Genomic DNA, 21,548 nt, shown 5'->3' with positions numbered 1-21,548 from the left:
CCTAAGGAACTTTTTCCTTTGCGTCAACGAAAATGTTTGGCTGGCGTTCCTGCTCGCCGAGCCCGGCGTCCGGAACTCGGCGAACGGCGTCAACCGCGCAGTGCTTTCACCATGGTGCTGCCGAGAGCGGCCGGGCTGTCGGCGACGTGGATGCCGGCGCTGCGCATGGCCTCGATCTTGTACTGCGCGGTGTCCTTGCCGCCGGAGATGACGGCCCCGGCATGGCCCATGCGCCGCCCCGGCGGGGCGGTGGTGCCGGCAATGAACCCGACGACGGGCTTCTTCGTTCCCGAACGCCGGATGAAGTCCGCCGCCTCCACCTCGCTCTGGCCGCCGATCTCGCCGATCATGATGATCGCCTCGGTCTCGGGGTCGGCGAGGAAGAGTTCGAGCACGTCGATGAAGTCCATCCCCTTCACCGGATCCCCGCCGATGCCCACACAGGTGGATTGGCCGAGCCCGGCGGCGGTCGTCTGCGCCACCGCCTCGTAGGTCAGGGTGCCGGAACGGGAGACGATTCCCACCTTGCCGCGGCGGTGGATGTGGCCCGGCATGATGCCGATCTTGCATGCATCGGGCGTGATCACGCCCGGACAATTGGGCCCGATCAGCCGCGTCTTCGACCCCGCCAGCACGCGCTTCACGCGCACCATGTCGAGGACGGGAATGCCTTCGGTGATGCACACCACGAGCTCGAGCCCGGCGTCGATCGCCTCCAGGATCGCATCCGCCGCGAAAGGGGGCGGCACGTAGATGGCCGAAGCCGTGGCGCCGGTCTTCGCCACCGCCTCGGCCACGGTGTCGAACACCGGCAGATCGAGATGAGTCGTGCCGCCCTTGCCCGGTGTCACGCCGCCGACCAGTTTCGTGCCGTAGGCGATCGCCTGTTCCGAGTGGAACGTCCCTTGCGCGCCGGTGAAGCCCTGGGTGATGACCTTGGTGGTGTGATCGACCAGGATCGCCATCGTCAGGCCGCCTTCTTCACTTCGCGCACGATCTTCTCCGCTGCGTCGGCCAGGTTGTCGGCCGAGACGATCGGCAGGCCCGAAGCGGCGAGGATGCGCTTGCCGAGCTCCACGTTCGTGCCCTCGAGCCGGACCACGAGGGGAACGTTGAGGCTCACTTCGCGCGCGGCCGCCACCACGCCTTCCGCGATCACGTCGCAGCGCATGATGCCGCCGAAGATGTTGACCAGGATCCCTTCCACCTTCGGGTCGGAGAGGATGATCTTGAACGCCGCGGTCACGCGCTCCTTCGTCGCCCCACCGCCGACATCGAGGAAGTTGGCGGGCTCGCCGCCGTAGAGCTTGATGATGTCCATCGTCGCCATGGCGAGGCCCGCGCCGTTGACCATGCAGCCGATGTTGCCGTCGAGCGCCACGTAGTTGAGATCGTGCTTGGCGGCCTCGAGCTCGCGAGGGTCCATCTCCGTCTCGTCGCGCAAGGCGGCGAGGTCGGGGTGACGGAACAGGGCGTTGTCGTCGAAGGCCATCTTGGCATCGAGCGCGACCACCGCGCCGTCCTTCGTCACCACGAGCGGGTTGATCTCGAGGATGCCGCAATCGAGGTCGACGAAGGCGCGCGCCGCCGCCGTGACGAAGGCGGTGAACTGGGCGACCTCCTTGCCCTTGAGCCCGAGCCCGAAAGCGAGCTTGCGCGCCTGGAAGGGCATCAGCCCGGTTGCCGGATCGATCGTCTCGCGCAGGATCCGTTCCGGGTGTGTGGCGGCGACTTCCTCGATTTCCACCCCGCCTTCCGAGGAGGCGATGACGGCGACCCGCCCCGCCCCGCGATCGACGAGAAGACCCAGGTAGAGTTCGCGCGCGATGTCGCAGCCCTCTTCGACGTAGACGCGCTGCACCTTCTTCCCCGCCGGTCCCGTCTGGGCGGTGACGAGGACATGCCCGAGCATGGCGCGCGCGTGCTCGGCCGCCTCCTCGGGCGAGCGGGCGAGTCGCACGCCGCCTTTGCCCGACGAATCGCCTTCGAAACGGCCCTTGCCGCGCCCGCCGGCGTGGATCTGCGCCTTCACCACCGACACGGGGCCCGGCAGCGAGGCGGCGATGCGCCCCGCCTCGTCGGCGGTCCACGCCACCCCGCCCTGCAGCACGGCGACGCCGTATTTCCGCAGGAGCTCCTTCGCCTGGTACTCGTGGATGTTCATCGCGACCTCCCTTCCGCGGCGGCGTGCGGGTTCAGCCGACCAGGCGACGGGCGGCCTCGATCAGCTCGCGCACCGCCTCGCAGGAGCGGACGAAGGCAGCCCTCTCCTCATCGTTCAGCGCGATCTCGACGACGCGTTCGACACCGTTGGCGCCGATCACCACCGGCACGCCGACATAGAGGTCGCGCACGCCGTACTGGCCGGTGAGCCAAGCCGCGCAGGGGAGCACCCGCCTCTTGTCCTTGAGGTAGCTCTCCGCCATGGCGATGGCGGAGGCGGCCGGCGCGTAGTAGGCCGAGCCCTTCTCGAGCAGCTTGACGATCTCGCCGCCACCGTTCCGCGTGCGTTCCACGATGGCATCGATCCGCTCGCGCGTCGTCCAGCCCATGGCGATGAGGTCGGGGAGGGGGATGCCGGCGACGGTCGAGTAGCGGACGAGGGGAACCATGGTGTCGCCATGGCCGCCGAGGACGAAGGCCGTCACGTCCTCGACCGAGACGTTGAACTCGTGCGCGAGGAAGAGGCGAAAGCGCGCCGAGTCGAGCACGCCCGCCATGCCGACCACGCGATGATGCGGCAGGCCCGACTTCTCGCGGAACACCCAGACCATCGCATCGAGTGGGTTGGTGATGACGATGACGAAGGCGTCGGGGCAGTGCGTCCTCACCCCTTCCGCCACCTGGGCGATGACGCCGGCGTTCTTGGCGACGAGGTCGTCGCGGCTCATGCCCGGCTGGCGCGGGAAGCCCGCGGTGATGATGACGACGTCCGAACCCGCGATGGCGGCATAGTCGTTGCCGCCGCTCATCATCGCGTCGAACCCTTCAACGGGCCCCGACTGCATGATGTCGAGCGCCTTGCCGGCGGCGACACCGGCGAAGACGTCGAACAGCACGACGTCGCCGAGCTCCTTCAGACCGATCAGGTGGGCGAGCGTGCCGCCGATGTTGCCGGCGCCGATCAGCGCGATCTTCTTGCGGGCCATGCCGGGTTGCTCCGTGGGACGTGCGAACGGGGAGGTGGAGGGGGCTCCTGCCTCGGCCGTGGGAAGGCGAGGCTCCCGTAGCCCGTTTGCCGCGGCGCGACAAGGCGAGGTCGCGCCGTCCCGCCGCCCGGCCGGACATGCGCATCGAGCCGGGGGCCGCTCCGGCGGCGACGCGGTGCCGCAGCAGACGTGAGCGCCGGCCACCAATCTCGGCCCGGTCCGATCGCGGCCCGGGGTGAGGCTGCACCCTGCCTGGCCCGGTGATGCGCGAGGGCCGAATGTCGGCGCCCAGGCAGGTCAACCCGCGCGGCGCTGGCCAGCCTCGTCCAGGGCCGCCTGCTCCTTGCGGGCGCGCCGGCGCGCCTCGTCGGCCGCCCGGCGTTCCGCCATCACCTCCACCGCACGTTCGGCCGCGCGGGCTTCGGCGAGCGCGAGGCGGGCCGCTTCCACCGCCTGTTCCGACGCTTGCGCCTTGGCGGCGGCACTGAGCGCGCGTTCGATGCCGCGCGGCAACCAGGCGGCGTAGAGGGCCGGGTCGGAGGCCGCCTCACGCTCGAGCGCGGCGAAGGCCTCGCGCGCCTCCGTGGCATGGGCCGCCGCCTGAGCCAGCGCATCGGCGAGATCCCGCCGGGCTTCCTCGACCTCGGCGCGGCGGAGCTTCAGCAAGGTGGCGAAGGGGTCGGTGCGACGGCTCATGATCCTGCCCTGACGATCACATCGGTTCGCCCAACACTGCGGCGAGGCGGGCGAAGGCCTCGGCCGGGGGCGAGACCTCGTCCTTCTCCTGGGCGAGGAGTTTTTCGATCTCCGGGGCGAGGCGAACGGCCTCATCGGCCTCGGCGTCGTTGCCTGGGCGATAGGCACCGAGCCGCACCATGTCCTCGAGATCGGCGTAGAGGGAGAGCAGGCGGCGCGCACGGGCGATGAGCGCGCGTTCGCGCGCATCAAGCACCCCGTTCGCTGCCCGGCTGACGCTCCGCAGCACGTCGACGGCCGGGTAGCGGCCGCGTTCGCCGATGCGGCGATCGAGCACGACGTGTCCGTCGAGGATGCCGCGCACCGCGTCCGCCACCGGCTCGTCGTGATCGTCGCCCTCGACGAGGACGGTGAACAGCCCGGTGATCGAGCCGCCCGACCCTTCGAGCCCCGGCCCCGCGCGCTCGAGGAGCCGCGGCAGTTCGGCGAACACGGACGGCGGGTAGCCGCGCGTGGTGGGCGGCTCGCCGGCGGACAGGCCGATCTCGCGGAGCGCGAGACAGAAGCGCGTCACGCTGTCCATCATCAGCAGCACGCGCTTCCCCCGATCGCGGAAATGCTCGGCCACCGTCATGGCGGCGAGCGCGGCTTCGCGGCGGAGAAGCGGCGGCGCGTCCGAGGTGGCGACGACGACGACGGAACGCGCCATCCCCTCGGGGCCGAGATCGTCCTCGACGAACTCGCGCACCTCGCGCCCGCGCTCACCCACCAGAGCGATGACGGCGACATCGCATTCCGCCTTGCGGGCGAGGGAGGCCATGAGCGTCGATTTGCCCACCCCGGAGGCGGCGAACAGACCCAGGCGCTGGCCTTCCCGGCAGGCGGTGAACAGGTCGAGCACGCGCACGCCCAAGCCGAGACGGGGGCCGAGGCGCGCGCGCGCCGTGGCTGGCGGCGGCGAGGCGCGCACGGGCCGCATCTGCCGCCCGCGCGGCAGGGGCCCCTTGCCGTCGATCGGCGCGCCGAGCGGATCGATCACCCGCCCGAGCCAAGCATCGGACGGCGCAAGCCCGGGCGCACCGACGCGCTCCGCCCACAGCCCGGGGCCGAGACCCGCGAGATCGCCGAGCGCCATCGCCTGGGCCAAGCCGCCACGGAAACCGACCACCTCGAGCGGTACCGCCCGGCCGTCGCGCGCGGTCGCGACCAGCCTGTCCCCCACCGCGAGCAGGCGGGCGATGCCATCGACCTCCACCATCAGCCCGGTGAGGCCGACGATGCGGCCGCGGATGCGGGCGAACGGCAAGGCGGCGACGGCGGCGGCGAAGGCCTCGAAACGCTCGGCGACCGAAAGCTCGGCGGTGGTGGCGGAAGCAGGCATCCTGGCCCCGCACAGTGCCAAGCGGTCCGTTAAGCGATCGCCAATGGCGCCTGCCGCAGGCGCGCTCCCTCAGCCGCGCACGGGCCGCTTGCGCCCCTCGGCGTCGAGGGCGACGAAGGTGAAGATCGCCTCCGTCACCTTCACATGCCCCGCCTGGTCGGGCCGGCGTCGCCAGGCGGAGACGCGGTAGCGCAGCGAGGTGGTGCCGACGGCGAGGAGTTCCGCCCACACGCTCACCTCGTCGCCGACCTTGACGGGGCGCTTGAAGGTCATCGCATCGACCGCGACCGTCGCCACGCGCCCTTTCGCCTCCCGGCTCGCCGCCAGCCCTCCGCCCAAGTCCATCTGCGCCATCACCCAGCCGCCGAAGATGTCGCCGGCCGGGTTGGTGTCGGCCGGCATGGCGACGGTGCGCAGGACGGGCTCGAGGGGTGGCGGATGGTCGCCGCCGTTGCGATCCGTCGTCACGGCAGATGGGGCAGGCCGAGATAGTCGCGCGACTGCATCTCCATCAGACGCGAAGCGGTGCGCTTGAACATCTCGGCGTTTTCGCCACGGTCATAGAGGCGGTCGGGATGATCGGCGGCGGAGGCGATCAGCTTCACGCGGTGATCGTAGAGCGCGTCGATCAAGGTGATGAAGCGCCGGGCGGCGTCGAAGTTCTCCGGGCCGAGGCGGGGGATGCGGTCGATCAGCAGCGTGTGCATGTGGGTGGCGAGCGCCAGATAGTCGGCCGGCCCCAGGGCCTGGCCGCAAAGTTCGGTGAAGGAGGCGCGCGCGACCCCGTTCGCCGCACGGGGCAGGGTGAGGCGGCGGCCGAGCACGGAGAGGGTGAGGGGGGCGCCGGGTTCGCCCGCGAACTCGAGGAAGGCGGCATCGAGCGCGGCCTCCGCCGCCGCATCCGCCGGCACGTGCCACACGCCGACGGCGGCGAGCCGATCGCGCCGGTAGTCGCGCCCCACTTCGAGCACGATCACATCGAGGCGCTCCTTGATCAGCCGGATGAAGGGCAGGAAGCGGTCGCGCTGCAGCCCGTCCTTGTAGAGATCGTCGGGCAGGGTGTTCGAGGTGGCGACGACGACGACGCCACGCGCGAACAGGGCCTCGAACAAGCGGCCCAGAATCATCGCATCGACGATGTCGTGCACCTGGAACTCGTCGAAGCAGAGAAGGGCGGCGCGGGCCGCGATCTGGTCGGCGAGCGGCGGGATCGGGTCGATCTCGCGCGCGGCCTTGCGGCGGAATTCGTGCAGGAAGGCGTGCGCCTCCTGCATGAAGCGATGAAAGTGCACGCGGCGCTTGCGGGGGAGCGGGGCGGTGTCGAAGAAGAGGTCCATCAGCATGGACTTGCCGCGGCCGACCGCGCCGACGAGATAGAGACCCTGCGGCGCCTCGGTGCCGTCCTCGCGCGGGGTGCGCAGGCGGTGGAAGCCGAGGCGGGAGCGGAGCGAGGAGAGGAGCCCGCCCGACCGTTCCCGCTGCGGATCGTATCCGGCGAGCGCGCGCCAGAGCTCCTGCAGCCGTTCGGCGGCGAGTGCCTGAGCGGGGTCGTGCTCGAGGAGGCCGGCGGCGACGCGGGCACGCAGGCCGGGGAGGGGCCCCTGGGCCGAGGCGGCGACGACCTCCGCCGGCAAGGCGGGCCCGGGCGGCGGGTGCTGCATGACGGCCCGCGCCCTAGCCCGGGCGGGGCGGCGGCTTCAAGTGCCGCCCGCGCGGTTCAGAGTTGCCAGGGCCTCGGCACGAACAGGTAGCCCTCGCCGTCCGGCACGATGCGGCCGAAGGCGGGCCACGGGAGATGCACCCCGCCCACCAGCATACGCTCGGCGGCGAGCATCGCGAGGGTGGCCAGGCGCGAGGCCACCGCCGCGTCGGGGTCGACGTCGATCGCGAGGCGCCAGCGCGGGTTGGCGAGCTGGATCACCGTCTGGTGCGTCACGTCGCCCCAGATCAGCATCGCCTCGTTGCCGGACGCGATGCGGTAGGAGACATGGCCAGGCGTATGGCCAATGGCGGGGACGGCGGTGATGCCCGGCAGCACCTCGGTCTCTCGCCCGGCGTCGAAGGTGCGGATGCGATCGGCATAGGGCCCGACCGCACGCCGCGCGGCCTGGATGAAGCGCGGGCCTTGGGGGACGCGCGATTCCATCGCCGGGTCGGTCCAGAACGCGTGGTCCTGGGCGGACACGACGACCTCGGCGTTAGGGAAGGCGCGCCGGCCTTCGCCGTCAACGAGGCCGAGCGCGTGCTCGGGGTGGATGTGGGTGAGCAGCACGGCATCGACCTGTTCCGGGCGATAGCCGGAGGCGGCCAGTGCCTGGTGCAGTCGGCCCGTGCCGGGAAAGAACCAGTCGGCACCGCCGCAATCGATCAGCGCAAGATGGCGCCCCGTGTTGATCACGTATGCGCCGACCGGCTGATGCAGGAAGCCCTCGACCCAGAAGGCGCGTTCGCGCAGGCGACGCACGACGGCTTCGTCGTAGTCGCGAAAGAAACGGGGCGCGTTCGCCTCCGGCATGCGCATGCCGCCGTCGAGCAAGGCGGTGATTTCGACCTCGCCGAGGCGGATGCGATGAAAGCCCGGGGCCGCTACCCCGGCCTTCGGTGCTGCGGCGGAGGCGGCCCGGGGCGCGCTCGCCGCGGCGAACGGCAGGGTGGTGAGGCCCACGAGAGCGGGGCGGCGAGGGATCATCGTTCGGTCTCCCAGTTCGATAGGGCACGAGCGGCGCGGTGAGCGGGCGCACACCGTTCCCGGCCGCACTGTCCTACCGTCGTCTTCACCCTTTGGTGACGGTTTCAGCCCATGCTTGCGCATGCCCCGGCTGAAGGGAAGGACACGATGATGAAAGCGCCTCGCCCATCTCCCGCCCGTGCCGCGCCGGCGAGCCCGCTCGTGGTGTCGGACCGGCTGATCACCCTCGCCCAGTCCGCTTCGGCGCATGGTCGACGTGAGGCTGCCCTCGTACTGCTCGCCGCGGCCCATGCCGTGCTCGAGGCGCCGAAACGCACGGCGGCAGGGCGGTCGCGGCGGCCGGCCTCCTGAACCTGCCCCCTCTCTTGCCGCAGGCGGCCCCGCGCGCGTAGAGAGAGGCGCGCTTGGGGCGTCGCCAAGCGGTAAGGCAGCGGATTTTGGTTCCGCCATTCCCAGGTTCGAATCCTGGCGCCCCAACCATAGCCCCATCTTCCGGACCGCGGCGCCACCGACAGGGACACGACGAAGGCCGCGCCCTTTCGGCAGAAAGTGCGGGCAGGGCCGGGGGGCCAGCGCGCGCCGCGCTGCCGGGGCCGCGCGGCGTGCCGGCGCGGGCCCGACGTTGCGGCGCCGCTCCCATCAAAGCCAGAGGGTGTCGTCGAGGCGCACGAGGGCGTCGGCGAACTGCAGCTGCGCCACGCCCGCGAGCAGATCCGTGCCCTCGTCGCCATCGACGGGGTTGAGGTCGACGATGACGAACCGCCCGTCCGGTGCGCGCGTGATGGAGAAGTCCTCGCGCAGCCCGTCGTAGAGCGCGACCACCGTGCCGCCGCGGCCGATGATCACGTCGTCGCCCGCTCCGCCCTTCACCGTCTGCCGCGCCGAGCTGATGGTGCCCGCCGACGCCTCGGCGGCGAAGGCGAGCTCGATCACGTCGTCGCCGGCCCCGCCGTCGACGTAGACCTGAGCGCCACCACGACCCTGCGCGCCGATGGTGATGGCGATCGCGTCATCGCCGAAGCCCGTGAGCACGAAGGCCCAGCGTGCGCCCTCCACCGTCAGCGTCTGCGCCCCATGCCCATCGAGGCGGAGTTGCACGTCCTGGAAGCCGCGCACGGTGAGCGCCTTGCCGGAGAACTCGTCGATTCGCACGCCGCGCACCGCGTCGTAGCCGGCCTCGTTGCGCAACAGGGCGGTGTCGCGATCGATCCAGTCGAGGGTCGCGACGGCGCCGGTCTGCGACGGGCCACGCTCGAAGAACGCCTCCCGAATGGTGACGTCACCGAGCGAAGCGAGGAAGCGATTGACGTGCGAGCCGGTCGAGTCCGTGAGCTCGCGGCTGTCCTGCACGCCTGCCACCCGCTCCGCCTGGTAGCGGAAGCCGGTGGAGAGATTGTCCTGCGCGTTGCGCCCGGGGCCTTCCGCTGTCGGGAAGCGGGTCATCGTCTTCGCGAGGTCGAAGGTGATCGCCCGCGTCGCCTCGACCGTGAATTCACTGACGACGCGCGGCGCCTCGAACGACCCGTCGGGCTTGGCGCGGTAGTCGTCGATGCCCCACGTGCGCACGGTGAGGATCCCCGTGACGGCGTCGACGTCGAACTCCGTCCAGCCATAGGTGTGGGCGGCGAGGTAGTCGCCCTGAAGCAAAGTGGCCTCCAGCAGGGCGCGCGCCTGCGGCAGCACGGCGTTCAGCCCGACCGGGTCGTAGCCGAGCGGGGTGATGTTCTGGTCGATGATCAGCTTGAAGACATCGTCCTTGTCGTTCGGGATGCTGTCCCCATCGGGTGCGATCGGCAGCGACTGCCACAGCGCGAACTGGGCCGGGGTGATGAGACCGAGCGCGCGCGCGAGCCCGATCGCGGCCGGCGCGAAGGGCGGGTCGAACGCGACGGAGCCCGTGGTGATCTCGAAGGACGGCAGCGCGATCTGCGCCCCGCCCGGCGCCCGCTGGTAGGTGAGGTTGTTCGTCACCGTGCCGTGCACGTCGGCGGCGACGAAGACGACGTTGTCGATCCGGTTCTCGTCGATGAAGCGCAGGAGCTCGGTGCGTTCCGCCGCGTAGCCCTCGAAGCGGTCGACCGCGGCGAGCGGGCCGAGGTTCTGGATCGGCTCCGGCACGTGCACGAACTTCCAGGTGATGCCCTTCGCTTCGGCATCGAGCAGATCCGCCTTCAGCCGCTCGATCTGCGGGCGGCCGAGCATGGTGCGGCCGGGCGTGAAGGCCTCGGCGAGGAAGCGCGGCAGGTCGGCCGGCGTGCCGTTCCAGGCGGCGATCGGCGCGTCGCGGAAGGAGCGCGCATCGAGCACGAACACCGCCGCATCCGACCCGAAGGTCTGGTAACGGTAGAGGTCGTAGCGACCGTCGACGCGTGCGTCGCCGGTGCCGGACCAGACCCGGTCCTCGATCGCGTTGTACTCCTGGAACGCCTGCAGCCCGTTGCAGAAGAGTTCCGTCTCGTTGATCAGGCCCGTGGTTTCCGGGAAACGCGGATCGGACGAAGCGGGGGCTCCGCCCGAGAAGTCGTTGATCACCTCGTGGTCGTCGATGGTGGCGAGGATCGGTGTGACCTTCTGCAGCGCGCCCCAGAAGTTCGGCCCCGGCGCCTTGCCGTACACCTCGGCGTGCTTCAGCCGGTACTCGGCGAGGGTCTCGGCCTGCGGCTTCGGCACGAGGGGGGTGGCGTAGTCGGCGTAGATCGTGTCGCCGAGCTTGACGAAGAGGTCGAGGTCACGTGCCGCGGCATTGGCGATCGCCGGGAAGGGAGCGAGTTCGCCCCGCCAATCGCCCGAGACGCCGAAGCGGAACCCCGCGTTGACGCCGAGCGCGTGCGCGGTGGCGAAGGTTCCTTCCTCCATCCGCCCGAGCGAGTCGATGAAGCGGTAGTGGTAGCGCGTGCCGGCCTCGAGCCCTTTGGCGAGCACCTTCACCGGCAGGGTGGGGTCGGTGACGGTGACGGTGGCGGAACCGGCAAGCGTGGCGAAGGTCGGATCCGTCGACCACTCGACGCGCACGGCCCCGCGCACGGGAACGAGGGCCCAGAGCACCGCGCTGTCCTGATCCACGTCGCCCGAGGAGACGGCGTTGGGGAACGGTGCGGGAGCAAGACGAAGCCCGAGCAGGAGCGGGTCGTGGTCGGAGGTGCGCCAGGGCACCATGCCGTCGAAGTAGGTGGGAAGCCGGCCGAAATCGAGGTTGTAGTCAAGCGCATCCGCCTCGTCGGCGTTGATGTGCCAATCCGCGATGCCGGTCATCTGCCCGAACAGGGAGGGCGAGAGCAGCATGTGGTCCAGGCTGCCCTTCTGCCCGTCGAACACGAAGGAATAGGCCTTCGGTGCGTCGAACAGCGGATTGATCCAGCCCCGGTCGAGCAGGAAGCGGATCGGGTCCTCGCGCATGTAGGCATTGAGGTCGCCGAGGATCAGCTTGTCGGGGTCGGTCGAACCGGTCGGGTTGGTGGCGAGCCAGAGGTTCAGCGCCTCGGCGGCGAGCAGGCGCTGGTTGACCCAGTTGCCCTGGCCGTCGAGCCGATCGGCGTCCGCCCCCGTGCCGGTGCCGGATTTCGACTTGAAGTGGTTGATCGCCGCGGTGAAGGTTTCGCCCGAGGCGATCTCCTCGAAGGTGACCGCAAGCACGGCGCGCGAGGTGTCGGGCCCGTCGAAGATGCGGCCGATGGTGGAGCGCGCGAGCAGCGAGGCATCGAGAGAGGCGACGACGGCGTCGGTCAGGATCGCCGGGCGCGTGCCCTCGGCGAGGCGCACCGCGCCGGTGTCGAAGATGAAGCCGACGGCGATGGCGTCGTCGCCCAGGAAGCGCACGCCAGGATCGACCCAAGCGTAGCGGTTCTCGCCCAGCGTCTCGTTCATCAGATCGACGAGGAAGGCGAGCGCATTGCCCGCGCTGCCCGCGAGGAAGTCGTTCTCCAGCTCATTCAGTCCGATGATGTCGGCATCGAGGGTGAGCAGGGTGGTGACGAGTTTCTGCGCCTGGCGGTCGAACTCGGCGGTCGAATTCGCACCGCGCGGCGCAAGCCCGATCGCCGTGCTGGCGCCGGGCGTGTTCAGCGTGGTGAAGAAATTGAGCACGTTGAACGAGGCGACCTTCAGCGTGCCGCCCACATCGGGCACGTCGGGGCGCGGGTTGACGCCGCGGGTGAACTCGTTCGACCCATCCAGCACGGAGCGCACGCGCCAGGTCGACCCCGACGCCGCCGCCCCGGCCCACTGGTAGTCGAGCACGCCGGTGAGCCCGGTGATGGTGTCGCCCATGCGCGGCGCGGTGACGGTGGCGTAGGGGGCGAACCCGTCGAGCAGGTCGACCGGCAGGTTCTGCGCGTTGATGCCGTCGTCGTAGGTGATGGTGCGGGCGCCGACCGCGCGCAGGTGCGCCTCGAACCCGGCGACGGAGGGATCATTCACCTGGGTGAAGGAGAAGGGGCGCTCGCCCGGTTCCTCGCCGGCGTAGAGCCGGATCTCGTTGAAGCGGTCGAGGTTGAACTGCTCGCTGATGGTGAGCGTCTGCGGAAAGCGCACCAGCATGCCCTCGAAGCGCTCGAGGTCGGGCTGGAAGCGGCCGTTCTGGTTCAGCGTCACGCCGGCGGTGGGCAGCGTGACGGGCACGGCGAGGGAGAGGATGTCGGCAGGCTCGACCGCGCCGGCCTGCACCACGGTGATGGCGGAAGCGCGGAGCTGGGTGAGGCCGAAGAACTCCTCGACCGTGCCGGTGACGCGAACGCGATCGCCGAGCGAGACGGCACCCGCGACGGCGGAAGGCTGGAAGATGAAGAGACCCTCCGAGGTGAGCGGGTCGGCATCCCAATCGGCCATCTCCTCCTGCAGGAAGAAGCCGCCCAGGTTGCGCTTGGTGTCGGCATCGCCGTTCTGGAAGTCGCCGATGACGATCGCCTCGACGGTGACGGTCTGGCCCAAGAGCGGCGAGGTGTCGCCCGGGCCCTGCACGGCGGAGATCCTGGTGATGACGGGGCCGGGCGGCGGTGGGGGCGGCGGGGCGTTCAGCGCACCGGGGGTGTTGCGCGCCTCGCCCGCGGCGACCGGCCCGCCGGGCAGGCCCGGGATGCCCTCGCCATTGAAGGCGTTGCGCGTCCAAGCGCCGTCGCCATCCGGGATGCGCGAGGCGCCGCCGGGCGCGAAGGCGCCGCCGGCGAAGGCGGGGCCGAGCACCTCCACCCCCGCGTAGGTGCGATCGTTCGCCCCGCCGTCGCTGACGGCGATGCCGTCGACGATCGCGGCCCACGGGGTTGCGTCGAGCACGCCGTCGTTGTCGGTGTCGAGGTCCTGGTTCAGCGTGCCGGTGAAGTCGCGCACGAGCAGGAGCGTCTGCGTGCCGTTCTGCAGGCTGTCCTGCGGCAGGAAGCCGGTCCACCAGATGCCGTCCGCATTGGTGAGGCCGAGCTGGGTGCGGAAGATGACGTTGCCCAGCGTGGTCCCGCTGTCGCCCTCGATGAGCACGAGCCAGAGGTCGGCGAGGCTCGCGTTCGGGTCGCCGAACACCTCGACGTATTCGCGGGTGTCGATCCCCGTGTGGTTGAAGACGAATTCGTTGATGCGCGGCATGCGGGACATGGCTCACTCCCTCATCGCGGCTCTCGAAGCGAAGCGGGGGGCCGAAGCCCCCCGCCGGTTTCGTCAGATCGGGAACAGGAGATCGTTCAACGCGACGACCTGGTCGGCGAACTTCACCTGCCGCACGCCGAACAAAAGGTCGGTGCCCTCGTCCCCGTTCGTCGGATCGATGTCGGTGATGCGATACTCGCCGGCACCGGTGCGCACGATCTCGTAGCCCGCGCGCGGCCCATCGTAGAGCGCGGTGACGATGGCATTCTCAGTCACGCGGATCACGTCGTCGCCCTCGCCGCCGCGCACGCTGGCGCGGCCGCCCGCGATAATGAACACGTCGTCGCCGGCGCCGAGATCCACCGTGGCGTTGAGGAAACGATCCGACGCCGCCGGCCCCTTGCCGAAGGAGAACGTGCCGGCCGCGCCGAACTCGACGCGATCATCGCCCGCCCCCGTCTCCACCCGGAAGGTCGCACGTGCCGCCTGGTTCGCCGCCGCCACGCCGATGGTGACGACATCCGCCGCATCGCCCGTGAAGACGCTGCCGCGCGAGGCGCCGTCGATCTGCACCACGCGAGCGAGGTCGGGCCGCGGGTCGGCATCGCGCAGGTCGACATCGACGCGCACGAAATCGAGCACCGTCAGCGCGTCGCCGGTGAAGGCGGTGATGTCGATCGCGGCGATCTGCCCGCGCGTCTCGGCGGCCACCGTCGCCTTGCGCGCCTGCCAGTCGATGGTCAGCGCCGGCTTTGCGTCAGACCCCAGCGAGCCCGTGCCGTCGAAGTCGATGCGCGAGACGGTGATGTCGCCGTCGCCGGCGCGGAAGCGGGCGAGCGACGCCCCCGTCGGGTCATCCGCCGCATTGCTGTTGAACGTCCCCGCGACCTTCTCCGCCGTGTAGACGAGGTTGGTCATCGGGTTGCGCAGCGTCTCCGCGTCGCCGCGGAACGTCGCGGTGCGGTGCAGGCCGAACTCGAGCACCGGTTCGACGGTGTCGAGGCGGAACACCGTCTGCTGGATGCGGATATCGAGCTCCACCGGCGTGTTCGGCGCGTTGTAGGCCGTCTCCGGCGTGGCGTGACGGGCGGCGAGGAACTCGGCGAGCGCGTCCTGCTCCGTCCCGTCGTCGGCGAAGGTCGCAACGCCGGTGCGCTGGCCGGGGACGACGAGGTCGACCCGGTCCTTGCCCAGTGTGGCGAAGGGATAACCGTCGCCGCCATTGGCGAGGAAGTTGAGGGTGACGATGCGGATCTCGCGCCCGGCATCGCCGACGAGCTCGCCGTCGCGGACCAGCACGTCGACGATGTCCCCCGCCTCGTTCACGATGACCGCGTTCTGGATCCTCGACCCGGCGGGCCTGGTGAGGTCGAAGCTGAAATTGACCCCTGAGACCTGCGGGAACTGCCCGGGCGTGTTGGTGGCGGTGAGCGTGCTGACGCCGTGCTCAAGCACCTGGCGCAACCCGTCCGCGGTCAGCGTGAGCAGGGTGAGGCTGTTGTTGAAGCGCAGCGCGTTGACGATGTCGAGCTGGCTCACCGCCCCGGCCGGTTTGCCGGCGTCGGGGTTGGCGAGCGGCGGCACCTCCTCGGCGATGGGCGTGCCGACGACCGCGCCGATCGAGTCGCGAATGCCGCCGCCGTTCTTGATCGAGACCATCACCGTCGGGTCGGTCTTCTTCGCCTCTGCGAGGTTGGCGTCCGCCGTGAGGTTGCCGAGGTTGGTCTCCTGCCGGCGCACCTCGATGCGACGCCCGGAGAGGAAGACGTCGGTGAAGCCGAACCAGTTGCCGTCCTGGGCGTTGATCACCGCCCCGACGGCATCGGCGAGGTCCTTCACCAATTGGCCGGTGGAGCCTGGCGCGAAGGCCTCGGAGGCGAACAGGTCTTCCGGTGCGACGCCCCAGGCCTCGGCGACGCGCTCCGGCGTGGTCGCCCATGCGCCGTTGACCGAGACGTAGTCCGCCAGACGGTCGGTGACGATGCGGCCCTCGGCATCGAACTCGACGACCAAGCGGCCGACATACGCGTATTCGTTCGGCGTCGAGACGATCAGCACCGGGTCGCCGTCGGCGTTGAACCGCAGGACCGGATAGCCTTCGGCCGGCACGTCGCCGGGGCGGAGCACGTCGTCGTCGTCGGCGAACAGGGCGTGCGAGCCGGCGGCGAGCACGATGTCGACTCCCTTCAGCCGGGTCGCGAGGTCGAGCTCGAACGCGTACTGCTGCAGATGCGACATCAACACGATCTTGTTGATGCCCTGTTCGGCGAGCGCGTCGATCTTCGGCTGCAGGATGGCGGCGAGTGCGGCCATGTCGTTCTGCTGCGGCCCGATCACGCGCACCGCACCCGGCGAGGAGATGGAGGCGAGGAGCTGCGTCGTCGCGCCGACGAGGCCGATCTTCTCCCCGCCGATCGTCACCACCGCGGTGCCGGCGATCCGCCCCTTGATGGAGGAAGCCTCCTGCCCGTCCGCGGTCACCGCCGCGGCGAGGTTGCCGCCGATCGCCCCCGTGTCGGCCGAGAAGTCGAGATTGGCGGAGAGGTAGGGGAACAGCGCGCCCGGATACTGGCCCGAGGGGCGGATGATGCCGGCGATCGGGTTGGTGCCGAGGTCGAACTCGTGGTTGCCGAAGGATGCCGCGGTGACGCCGACGGCGTTCATCGCCGCCATCGTCACCCGGCCCGAGGTCTGCGCGCCGGAGGGCAGGTTGATCGGCGTGCCGAGGAGCTGGGTGTAGAAGCGTTCGAGCGGAACCTCGAGCGAAGGGTCGGCCTCGGCGGCGTAGAACGGGCCCGGGATCCAGAGGTCGCCCGGAGTGAGCACGATGGTATTGGCGTAGTCCTGCTTGAACCGCTCGTGCAACGACGCCCACAGCGGCATGCGGGAGACGGCCTGCAACCCCGCCTCATGGTCGGAGGAGTGCAGCACCTGCAGGGTGAAGTTCTGCGACAGCGCATAGACCGCCGAGGTGTTCGACACCTCGGAGGGCACGATCAGCAGCGGCTGGCCGCCGGTGTTGGAGGAGACGGGGACGGTGACGAACACCTCCGGCGCCTGGTGGCCCGGGGTGGCGATCACGCCCTGCAGGGTCGCGTCCGGCAAGCCATCGCCGTTCGCGTCGCCGATGCGGAACACCGCCACCGCGTTCGACCGCTCGAGCCCGACGAAGGCGTAAGCGGCGGTTCCGATGGTGGCGATGGTGAGGTGTTCTGGCTCGGGGCCCTTGTTGTCGGAGCGGCTGTCGTCGCCGAGCCCGTCCTTCGTGCCGATCTGGGCAGCGGTGGGCGGTGTCCAGTTCGGATCGAGCAGGGCGATCGCTTGCTCGATCGCATCCCCCGAGTCCCAGACGAGCGTGCCGTCCGTGCTCCAGAAGGAGAGCGAGCGGGCGCCGAAGACGTGGATCTGGTCGAAGCGCCCGTCGCCGTTCGTATCGCCCGTGGCGTTGGATACGGTGAGCCGGCCGAGATTGGCGGCCTGCTTCAGCACCGCGGCATTGGGGAACGTGCCGGGATCGAGCACGTAAGAGGCGGCGCCGACGCGCACCTCCTCGTTGAAGCCCGGCCAATCCCGCGCGTCGCCCTCGTTGGCGGAGGCGATGTACTCTACTCCGTTGAAGGTGAAGGTGGCGATCCCGTCCGGCTGGTACATGCCGAAGACCGGCCAGGTGCGGATGTTGATCGCCGGGCCGTTGCCAGGGCCGTCGCGATCGGAGGCATCGAGCCCGTTGCCGGGGAGCGAGTGGTCCTTGAGCCCGAGCGGGAGGATGGAGACGAAGGCGGCCTGCTCGATGTCGAGCACGGCGATCGCATTGTTCTCCTGCAGCGCGACGAAGGCCGTCTTCCCGTCGGCGGAGACGGTGATGTACTCGGGCTCGAGGTCCTGCGCGACGGTCGCACCGGGGCCGAAGATGCGGACGCCGGCAGCACGCAGCGCGTCGATCTCGCCGTTGAAGGCGGTGAAGTCGGCGGTGCGCACGGTGCCCGAGGCGAGGTCGATGATGGAGACCGAGCCTTCCGGGTCGACGTCGCCCGGGCGGTAGCCGTTCGGCTCGCCCTCGTTGGCGACCAGAAGCTTCGTGCCGTCCGGGGTGAAGGTGATCTGGTCCGGGTTGGCGCCGACCGTGTAGGTGGCGACCGGCGTGACGGTCGGGCGGAAGCCCGCGACCGGGTCGACCTCGCCGCCGATGCGGAACGTCAGCACCGTTCCGGGCTGGGTCTTGTCCGGCCCGGCGAGGGCGATGCCGAGCAGGCCGTCGTGGAAGGCGATGGAATTGGCGTTGCCGCCGAAGGGAGTGACGTCGACGCTGGCGAGGATGGTGCCTGCCGGCTTGCCCGGGCGGGCGACGGCGGTGACGATGTCGACCCCGTTCGGCCCCATGATGAAGGCGAGGCGCAGCACAGGGTCGTAGGCGGCGACCTCGGCTCCGCCGGCGGGTGTTGCCGCGTGGTTCACCGTGAACAGGCGCTGCGCCGTGAACCCCGCCGACGTCGGCAGCGGGATGAACGCGTTCGTCATCCGTGGACCTCTTCCTTCCCCCTTCGCGAGATGCGCTGAGGCTAGAGAGAGTCACGCGCCCGCATGACGACAGTTCGATGAAAGAACAATGACGAATGCAGGTGTAAAGCGGACCGACAGGCGAGGATCGTGTCGGCCTCGTTTCGTCTTCCAGTCGCAGTCGCGCGATCGGTCCTCATGACCAAATCGGCATCTCCGGCACACAATCGTACTTGGTTCGCTTCCGTTCCGACAGTAGTCGCCGCGATCTATCGTTTCGAAGCCGAACACCATCTCGTCGACGGTACTGCACTGGCGCGCGCATCGCGTGGGGGATCTTGGATTGCGAACAGCCGCGGTCAGCTGTGGCTTGCCGGCAGGCGGACCATGCTTGTCGCTGCCGCCGGTGCCTCTGTCATCGATCTGTCGCTGTCGGAAAATTTTACACCGTCGCCGCTGGCAGGCGGGCACGCCGCCCTCGACGCGCCGATCGCGGGAGCGTTCTCGGCGCTCGGCGTGCGATGGCACGCAGCCTGCTTCTCATGCGGCCGCCTGAACGAGGGAGATCGTCCGTGCTGCCACGCCGTCTTCGCGTCGCCGTTGCCTCTGCCGTCGCAGTCGCTTTCGCCCCCGCGCTCGCCCAAGCCGGCGTCGTGCTCGAGGGGCGGTTCCTCAAGTTCCAAATCAGCGATCTGGGCACGATCGGCCCTGGCCTCGACGAGGGCTTCGGCATCGTGGTCGACCCCCGCGGCGGCGGCCGGCACTGCATCGACATGCTGAACGGGCTGCGCCACGAGGGCTTCGGGGTCGTCTCCGACCAGACGGGTTTCGTCGAGAACGCCAACGGCATCGCTGATCTTGGCAGCGGCGCCGTGGAGGCGATCGATGGCGGCGCGCGCTGGACGGGATCGTTCGGCAGCCTCTTCGAGATCTCGCACACCTATCTGTTCGATCCCCACGGTACGAGAATCGTGATCGAGACCACGATCACCGCCCTGCAGGATCTGGAGAGCCTCGCCTTCGTCCGTGCCGTCGACCCGAGCCCCGACGCTTCGCTCGAGCTCGACGACACCGTCGATCCGTTCGAGACCGACAACACGCGGGGCGGTGCCGGCTTGAGCGCAGCCGATCGGATCTTCGGACGCGGTCCGCTGACGGGGCTCGGCCTCGCCCTGATCAACCTCACCACCGACTACCCGAGCAATACGCTCATCGGCGGCGAGTGTTGCACCACCGACTCGCCGCTCACCGTGCTCGAGGGGGCGGGGGCGGTGTCTCCGCGCGTCGAGCGCGGTGACTTCAGCCTGCAGATGGCTTGGTTCATCGGCGATCTCGCCGCCGGCGAGAGCGTGACCCTCCGCTACGCCTATCAGATCGAGGTTCCGATCGAGGTGGTGGAGCCGGCCAGCCTCGCCTTGCTCGGCTTCGGCCTCGCCGCCCTCGGCCTGGCCCGCCGGCGGGTCTGAGCGAAGACGTCACGACACGGCACGGCGCGCGGGTGAGACGCCGGCGCGCCTGTCGTTTCCGCACTCCCGGCGGAACCGCTCAGGCGGCGAGTCGGCCTTCCTCCACCGCGTGGCAAGCGACGAGCGCCTCGCCCTCGGCACGAAGCCGCGGCACCTCCGCCCGACAGCGCGCATCCGCGAACGGGCAGCGCGGATGGAACGCGCAGCCCGGCGGCGGCGCGATCGGGGAGGGCACCTCGCCGCCGACGGGAATGCGCCGCCGCCCCGTCATCTCGAGGTCCGGGATCGCATCGAGCAACATCCGCGTGTAGGGGTGGCGCGGGGCTTCGAACAGCGCATCGGTCGGTGCGAGCTCGACGATCCGCCCGAGATACATCACCCCGATGCGGTCCGACATGTGCCGCACCACCGCGAGATTGTGGCTGATGAAGAGGTAGGTGAGGCCCATCTCCTCCTGCAGGTCCTTCATCAGGTTCAGGATCTGCGCCTGCACCGAGACGTCGAGCGCGCTCGTCGGTTCGTCGCAGACGAGGAAGTCGGGGGTGGCGGAAAGCGCGCGCGCGATGGAGATGCGCTGGCGCTGCCCGCCCGAGAACTCGTGCGGATACTTCTCGCCGTCCTTCGGCGACAGGCCCACGTGCCGGAGGAGCTCGGCCACTCGCTCGGCGATCGCACGCTCGTCCTCGAGCACGCGGAAGGCGCGCAAGGGTTCGGCGATGATGTCGCGCACGCGCCAGCGCGGGTTGAGCGAGGCGTAAGGGTCCTGGAAGATCATGTTGATCCGGCGGCGGATCGATCGCGCCGCGTCGTCCGCCCCGAGCGCCGTGATGTCCGACCCGTCGAAGCGGATCCTGCCCCGTGTTGGCCGATACAGGCCGACGACCAGGCGCGCCACCGTCGTCTTGCCGCAGCCCGACTCGCCGACGAGGGAGAGCGTGGTGCCGCGAGGGATGGCGAACGAGACGCCGGCGACCGCGTGCACGATGCGCCGCGGCTCGCCGTTGAGCACGCGGAACAGCCAAGGCCGCGAGACGTCGAAGTCGCGCGCGAGGTCCTCGACCTCGACCAGCGCCTCCGTGGCGACGGTGCGCGAGGCGTCAGGCGGCATGGCCGAGGGCCTCGTCGCGTGACGACGGATCGTGCAGCCAGCAGGCGGCCCGGTTGGGCCCGTCGGTCGCCATCAGCTCGGGGCGGTCGCGCCGGCAGCGGTCGAAGGCGCGCGGGCAGCGCGGGTTGAAGGCGCAGCCGGGAGGGATGTCGGTCAGCCGCGGCATCGCGCCCTCGATCTGCGCCAGCCGGCGCACGCGATGCGAAAGGGGGGGGATCGAGCCCATCAGCCCCTCGGTGTAGGGGTGGCGGGGGTGCTTCACCACCTCGCGCACGGGGCCGATCTCCGCGATGCGCCCGGCATACATGACCGCCACTCGGTCGGCGGTCTCCGCGATCACGCCCATGTCGTGGGTGATCAGCATCACCGCCGTGCCGTGGTCACGACAGAGACGTTTGAGGAGCGCGATCACCTGGGCCTGGATGGAGACGTCGAGCGCGGTGGTCGGCTCGTCGGCGATCACGAGCTTGGGCTCCGCGCACAGGGCGAGCGCGATCACCACGCGCTGGCGCATGCCCCCCGAGAACTGGTGCGGATAGGCATCGATCCGCTCGGCGGCGGCGGGAATGCCGACCTCCTCCAGCCAGCGAATGGCCCGCGCCCGCGCCTCCTTCGCGCCGAGACCGAGATGGGTCTGCATCGTTTCCGCGAGCTGGCGCCCGATGGTGTAGAGCGGATTGAGCGTGGTCAGCGGGTCCTGGAAGATCGCGCCGATCTCCCGCCCCCGCACGCTGCGCATGCGCTCCGGCGGCAGGGTGTCGATGCGCCGCCCATCCAGCCAGATCTCGCCGCCGGCGATCCGCCCTGGCGGTTCGATCAGGCGGATAATCGCCGCCCCGGTGATCGACTTGCCCGCACCCGATTCGCCGACGACGCCGAGCACCTCCCCGGGCTCGATGCTGAACGAGACGTCATCCACCGCGACGAGCGTGCCGCGCCGGGTGGGGAACTCCACGCGCAGGTTGCGCACATCGAGGAGAGGCATCGCGCG

Annotated in this window: 14 protein-coding genes and 1 tRNA gene; 3 read left to right on the top strand and 12 right to left on the bottom strand. The window is 70.2% G+C overall.

From position 1 onward, the window contains the following. Positions 1–89: 89 nt before the first annotated feature. The 8 genes from sucD to DWB05_RS06275 form a co-directional block, all read right to left on the bottom strand. The gene (sucD, locus tag DWB05_RS06310) at positions 90–965 is read right to left on the bottom strand and encodes a succinate--CoA ligase subunit alpha (protein ID WP_114376083.1); all 876 of its coding nucleotides are present in this window, start codon (positions 963–965) and stop codon (positions 90–92) included. A gap of 2 nt (positions 966–967) precedes the next feature. Beyond that, positions 968–2,164 carry an ADP-forming succinate--CoA ligase subunit beta gene (sucC, locus tag DWB05_RS06305; protein ID WP_114376081.1) on the bottom strand — a complete coding sequence of 399 codons (1,197 nt, stop codon included), beginning with the start codon at positions 2,162–2,164 and terminating at the stop codon, positions 968–970. Positions 2,165–2,195: 31 nt separating this feature from the next. Then, positions 2,196–3,149: a malate dehydrogenase gene (mdh, locus tag DWB05_RS06300; RefSeq protein ID WP_114376079.1), complete on the bottom strand. Its 954-nt coding sequence runs from the start codon at positions 3,147–3,149 to the stop codon at positions 2,196–2,198. Between the two features lie 297 nt (positions 3,150–3,446). Then, complete coding sequence (locus DWB05_RS06295) at positions 3,447–3,845, bottom strand: hypothetical protein (protein WP_114376077.1); 399 nt, start codon at positions 3,843–3,845, stop codon at positions 3,447–3,449. A 16-nt stretch (positions 3,846–3,861) separates the two neighbouring features. Then, positions 3,862–5,226 (bottom strand): flagellar protein export ATPase FliI, encoded by a 1,365-nt coding sequence (gene fliI, locus DWB05_RS06290; protein WP_114376075.1) that lies wholly within the window; start codon positions 5,224–5,226, stop codon positions 3,862–3,864. A 69-nt stretch (positions 5,227–5,295) separates the two neighbouring features. Beyond that, a complete protein-coding gene (locus tag DWB05_RS06285) occupies positions 5,296–5,628 on the bottom strand; it encodes an acyl-CoA thioesterase (protein WP_114376586.1) in 333 nt (110 codons plus the stop codon). Between the two features lie 62 nt (positions 5,629–5,690). After that, complete coding sequence (gene zapE / locus DWB05_RS06280) at positions 5,691–6,887, bottom strand: cell division protein ZapE (RefSeq protein WP_114376073.1); 1,197 nt, start codon at positions 6,885–6,887, stop codon at positions 5,691–5,693. A 56-nt stretch (positions 6,888–6,943) separates the two neighbouring features. Beyond that, on the bottom strand, positions 6,944–7,915 hold the full coding sequence (locus DWB05_RS06275; protein WP_157967100.1) for an MBL fold metallo-hydrolase: 972 nt from the start codon (positions 7,913–7,915) through the stop codon (positions 6,944–6,946). Between the two features lie 150 nt (positions 7,916–8,065). Between DWB05_RS06275 and DWB05_RS14635 the strand changes: the two genes are divergently transcribed. Both DWB05_RS14635 and DWB05_RS06270 read left to right on the top strand, forming a co-directional pair. Beyond that, complete coding sequence (locus tag DWB05_RS14635) at positions 8,066–8,266, top strand: hypothetical protein (RefSeq protein ID WP_157967099.1); 201 nt, start codon at positions 8,066–8,068, stop codon at positions 8,264–8,266. A 54-nt stretch (positions 8,267–8,320) separates the two neighbouring features. Then, positions 8,321–8,395 (top strand) — tRNA-Gln (locus tag DWB05_RS06270). 159 nt (positions 8,396–8,554) lie between these two features. Here the strand turns inward: DWB05_RS06270 and DWB05_RS14850 are convergent. Together DWB05_RS14850 and DWB05_RS06260 are read right to left on the bottom strand one after the other, a co-directional pair. Continuing rightward, entirely contained in the window at positions 8,555–13,495 is a 4,941-nt protein-coding gene (locus DWB05_RS14850; RefSeq protein WP_198669059.1) for an ExeM/NucH family extracellular endonuclease, read from the bottom strand. A gap of 63 nt (positions 13,496–13,558) precedes the next feature. Further along, on the bottom strand, positions 13,559–18,004 hold the full coding sequence (locus DWB05_RS06260; protein WP_114376069.1) for a choice-of-anchor I family protein: 4,446 nt from the start codon (positions 18,002–18,004) through the stop codon (positions 13,559–13,561). Between the two features lie 551 nt (positions 18,005–18,555). Here DWB05_RS06260 and DWB05_RS06255 point away from each other — a divergent pair. After that, positions 18,556–19,449, top strand: a complete 894-nt coding sequence (locus DWB05_RS06255) for a PEP-CTERM sorting domain-containing protein (RefSeq protein WP_114376067.1) — start codon at positions 18,556–18,558, stop codon at positions 19,447–19,449. A 79-nt stretch (positions 19,450–19,528) separates the two neighbouring features. On the opposite strand, the gene DWB05_RS06250 is transcribed toward DWB05_RS06255, so the two are convergent. Next, positions 19,529–20,557, bottom strand: coding sequence for an ABC transporter ATP-binding protein (locus DWB05_RS06250; protein ID WP_114376065.1), 1,029 nt, complete (start codon positions 20,555–20,557; stop codon positions 19,529–19,531). Then, the gene (locus DWB05_RS06245; RefSeq protein ID WP_114376062.1) at positions 20,547–21,542 is read right to left on the bottom strand and encodes an ABC transporter ATP-binding protein; all 996 of its coding nucleotides are present in this window, start codon (positions 21,540–21,542) and stop codon (positions 20,547–20,549) included. Before DWB05_RS06245 ends, DWB05_RS06250 begins: the two co-directional genes overlap by 11 nt. Positions 21,543–21,548 lie beyond the last annotated feature (6 nt).

Source organism: Elioraea thermophila (ex Habib et al. 2022), from assembly GCF_003336755.1.
GTDB classification, from domain to species: Bacteria; Pseudomonadota; Alphaproteobacteria; order Acetobacterales; family Acetobacteraceae; genus Elioraea; species Elioraea thermophila.
This window is presented reverse-complemented; position numbering and strand designations above follow the sequence as displayed.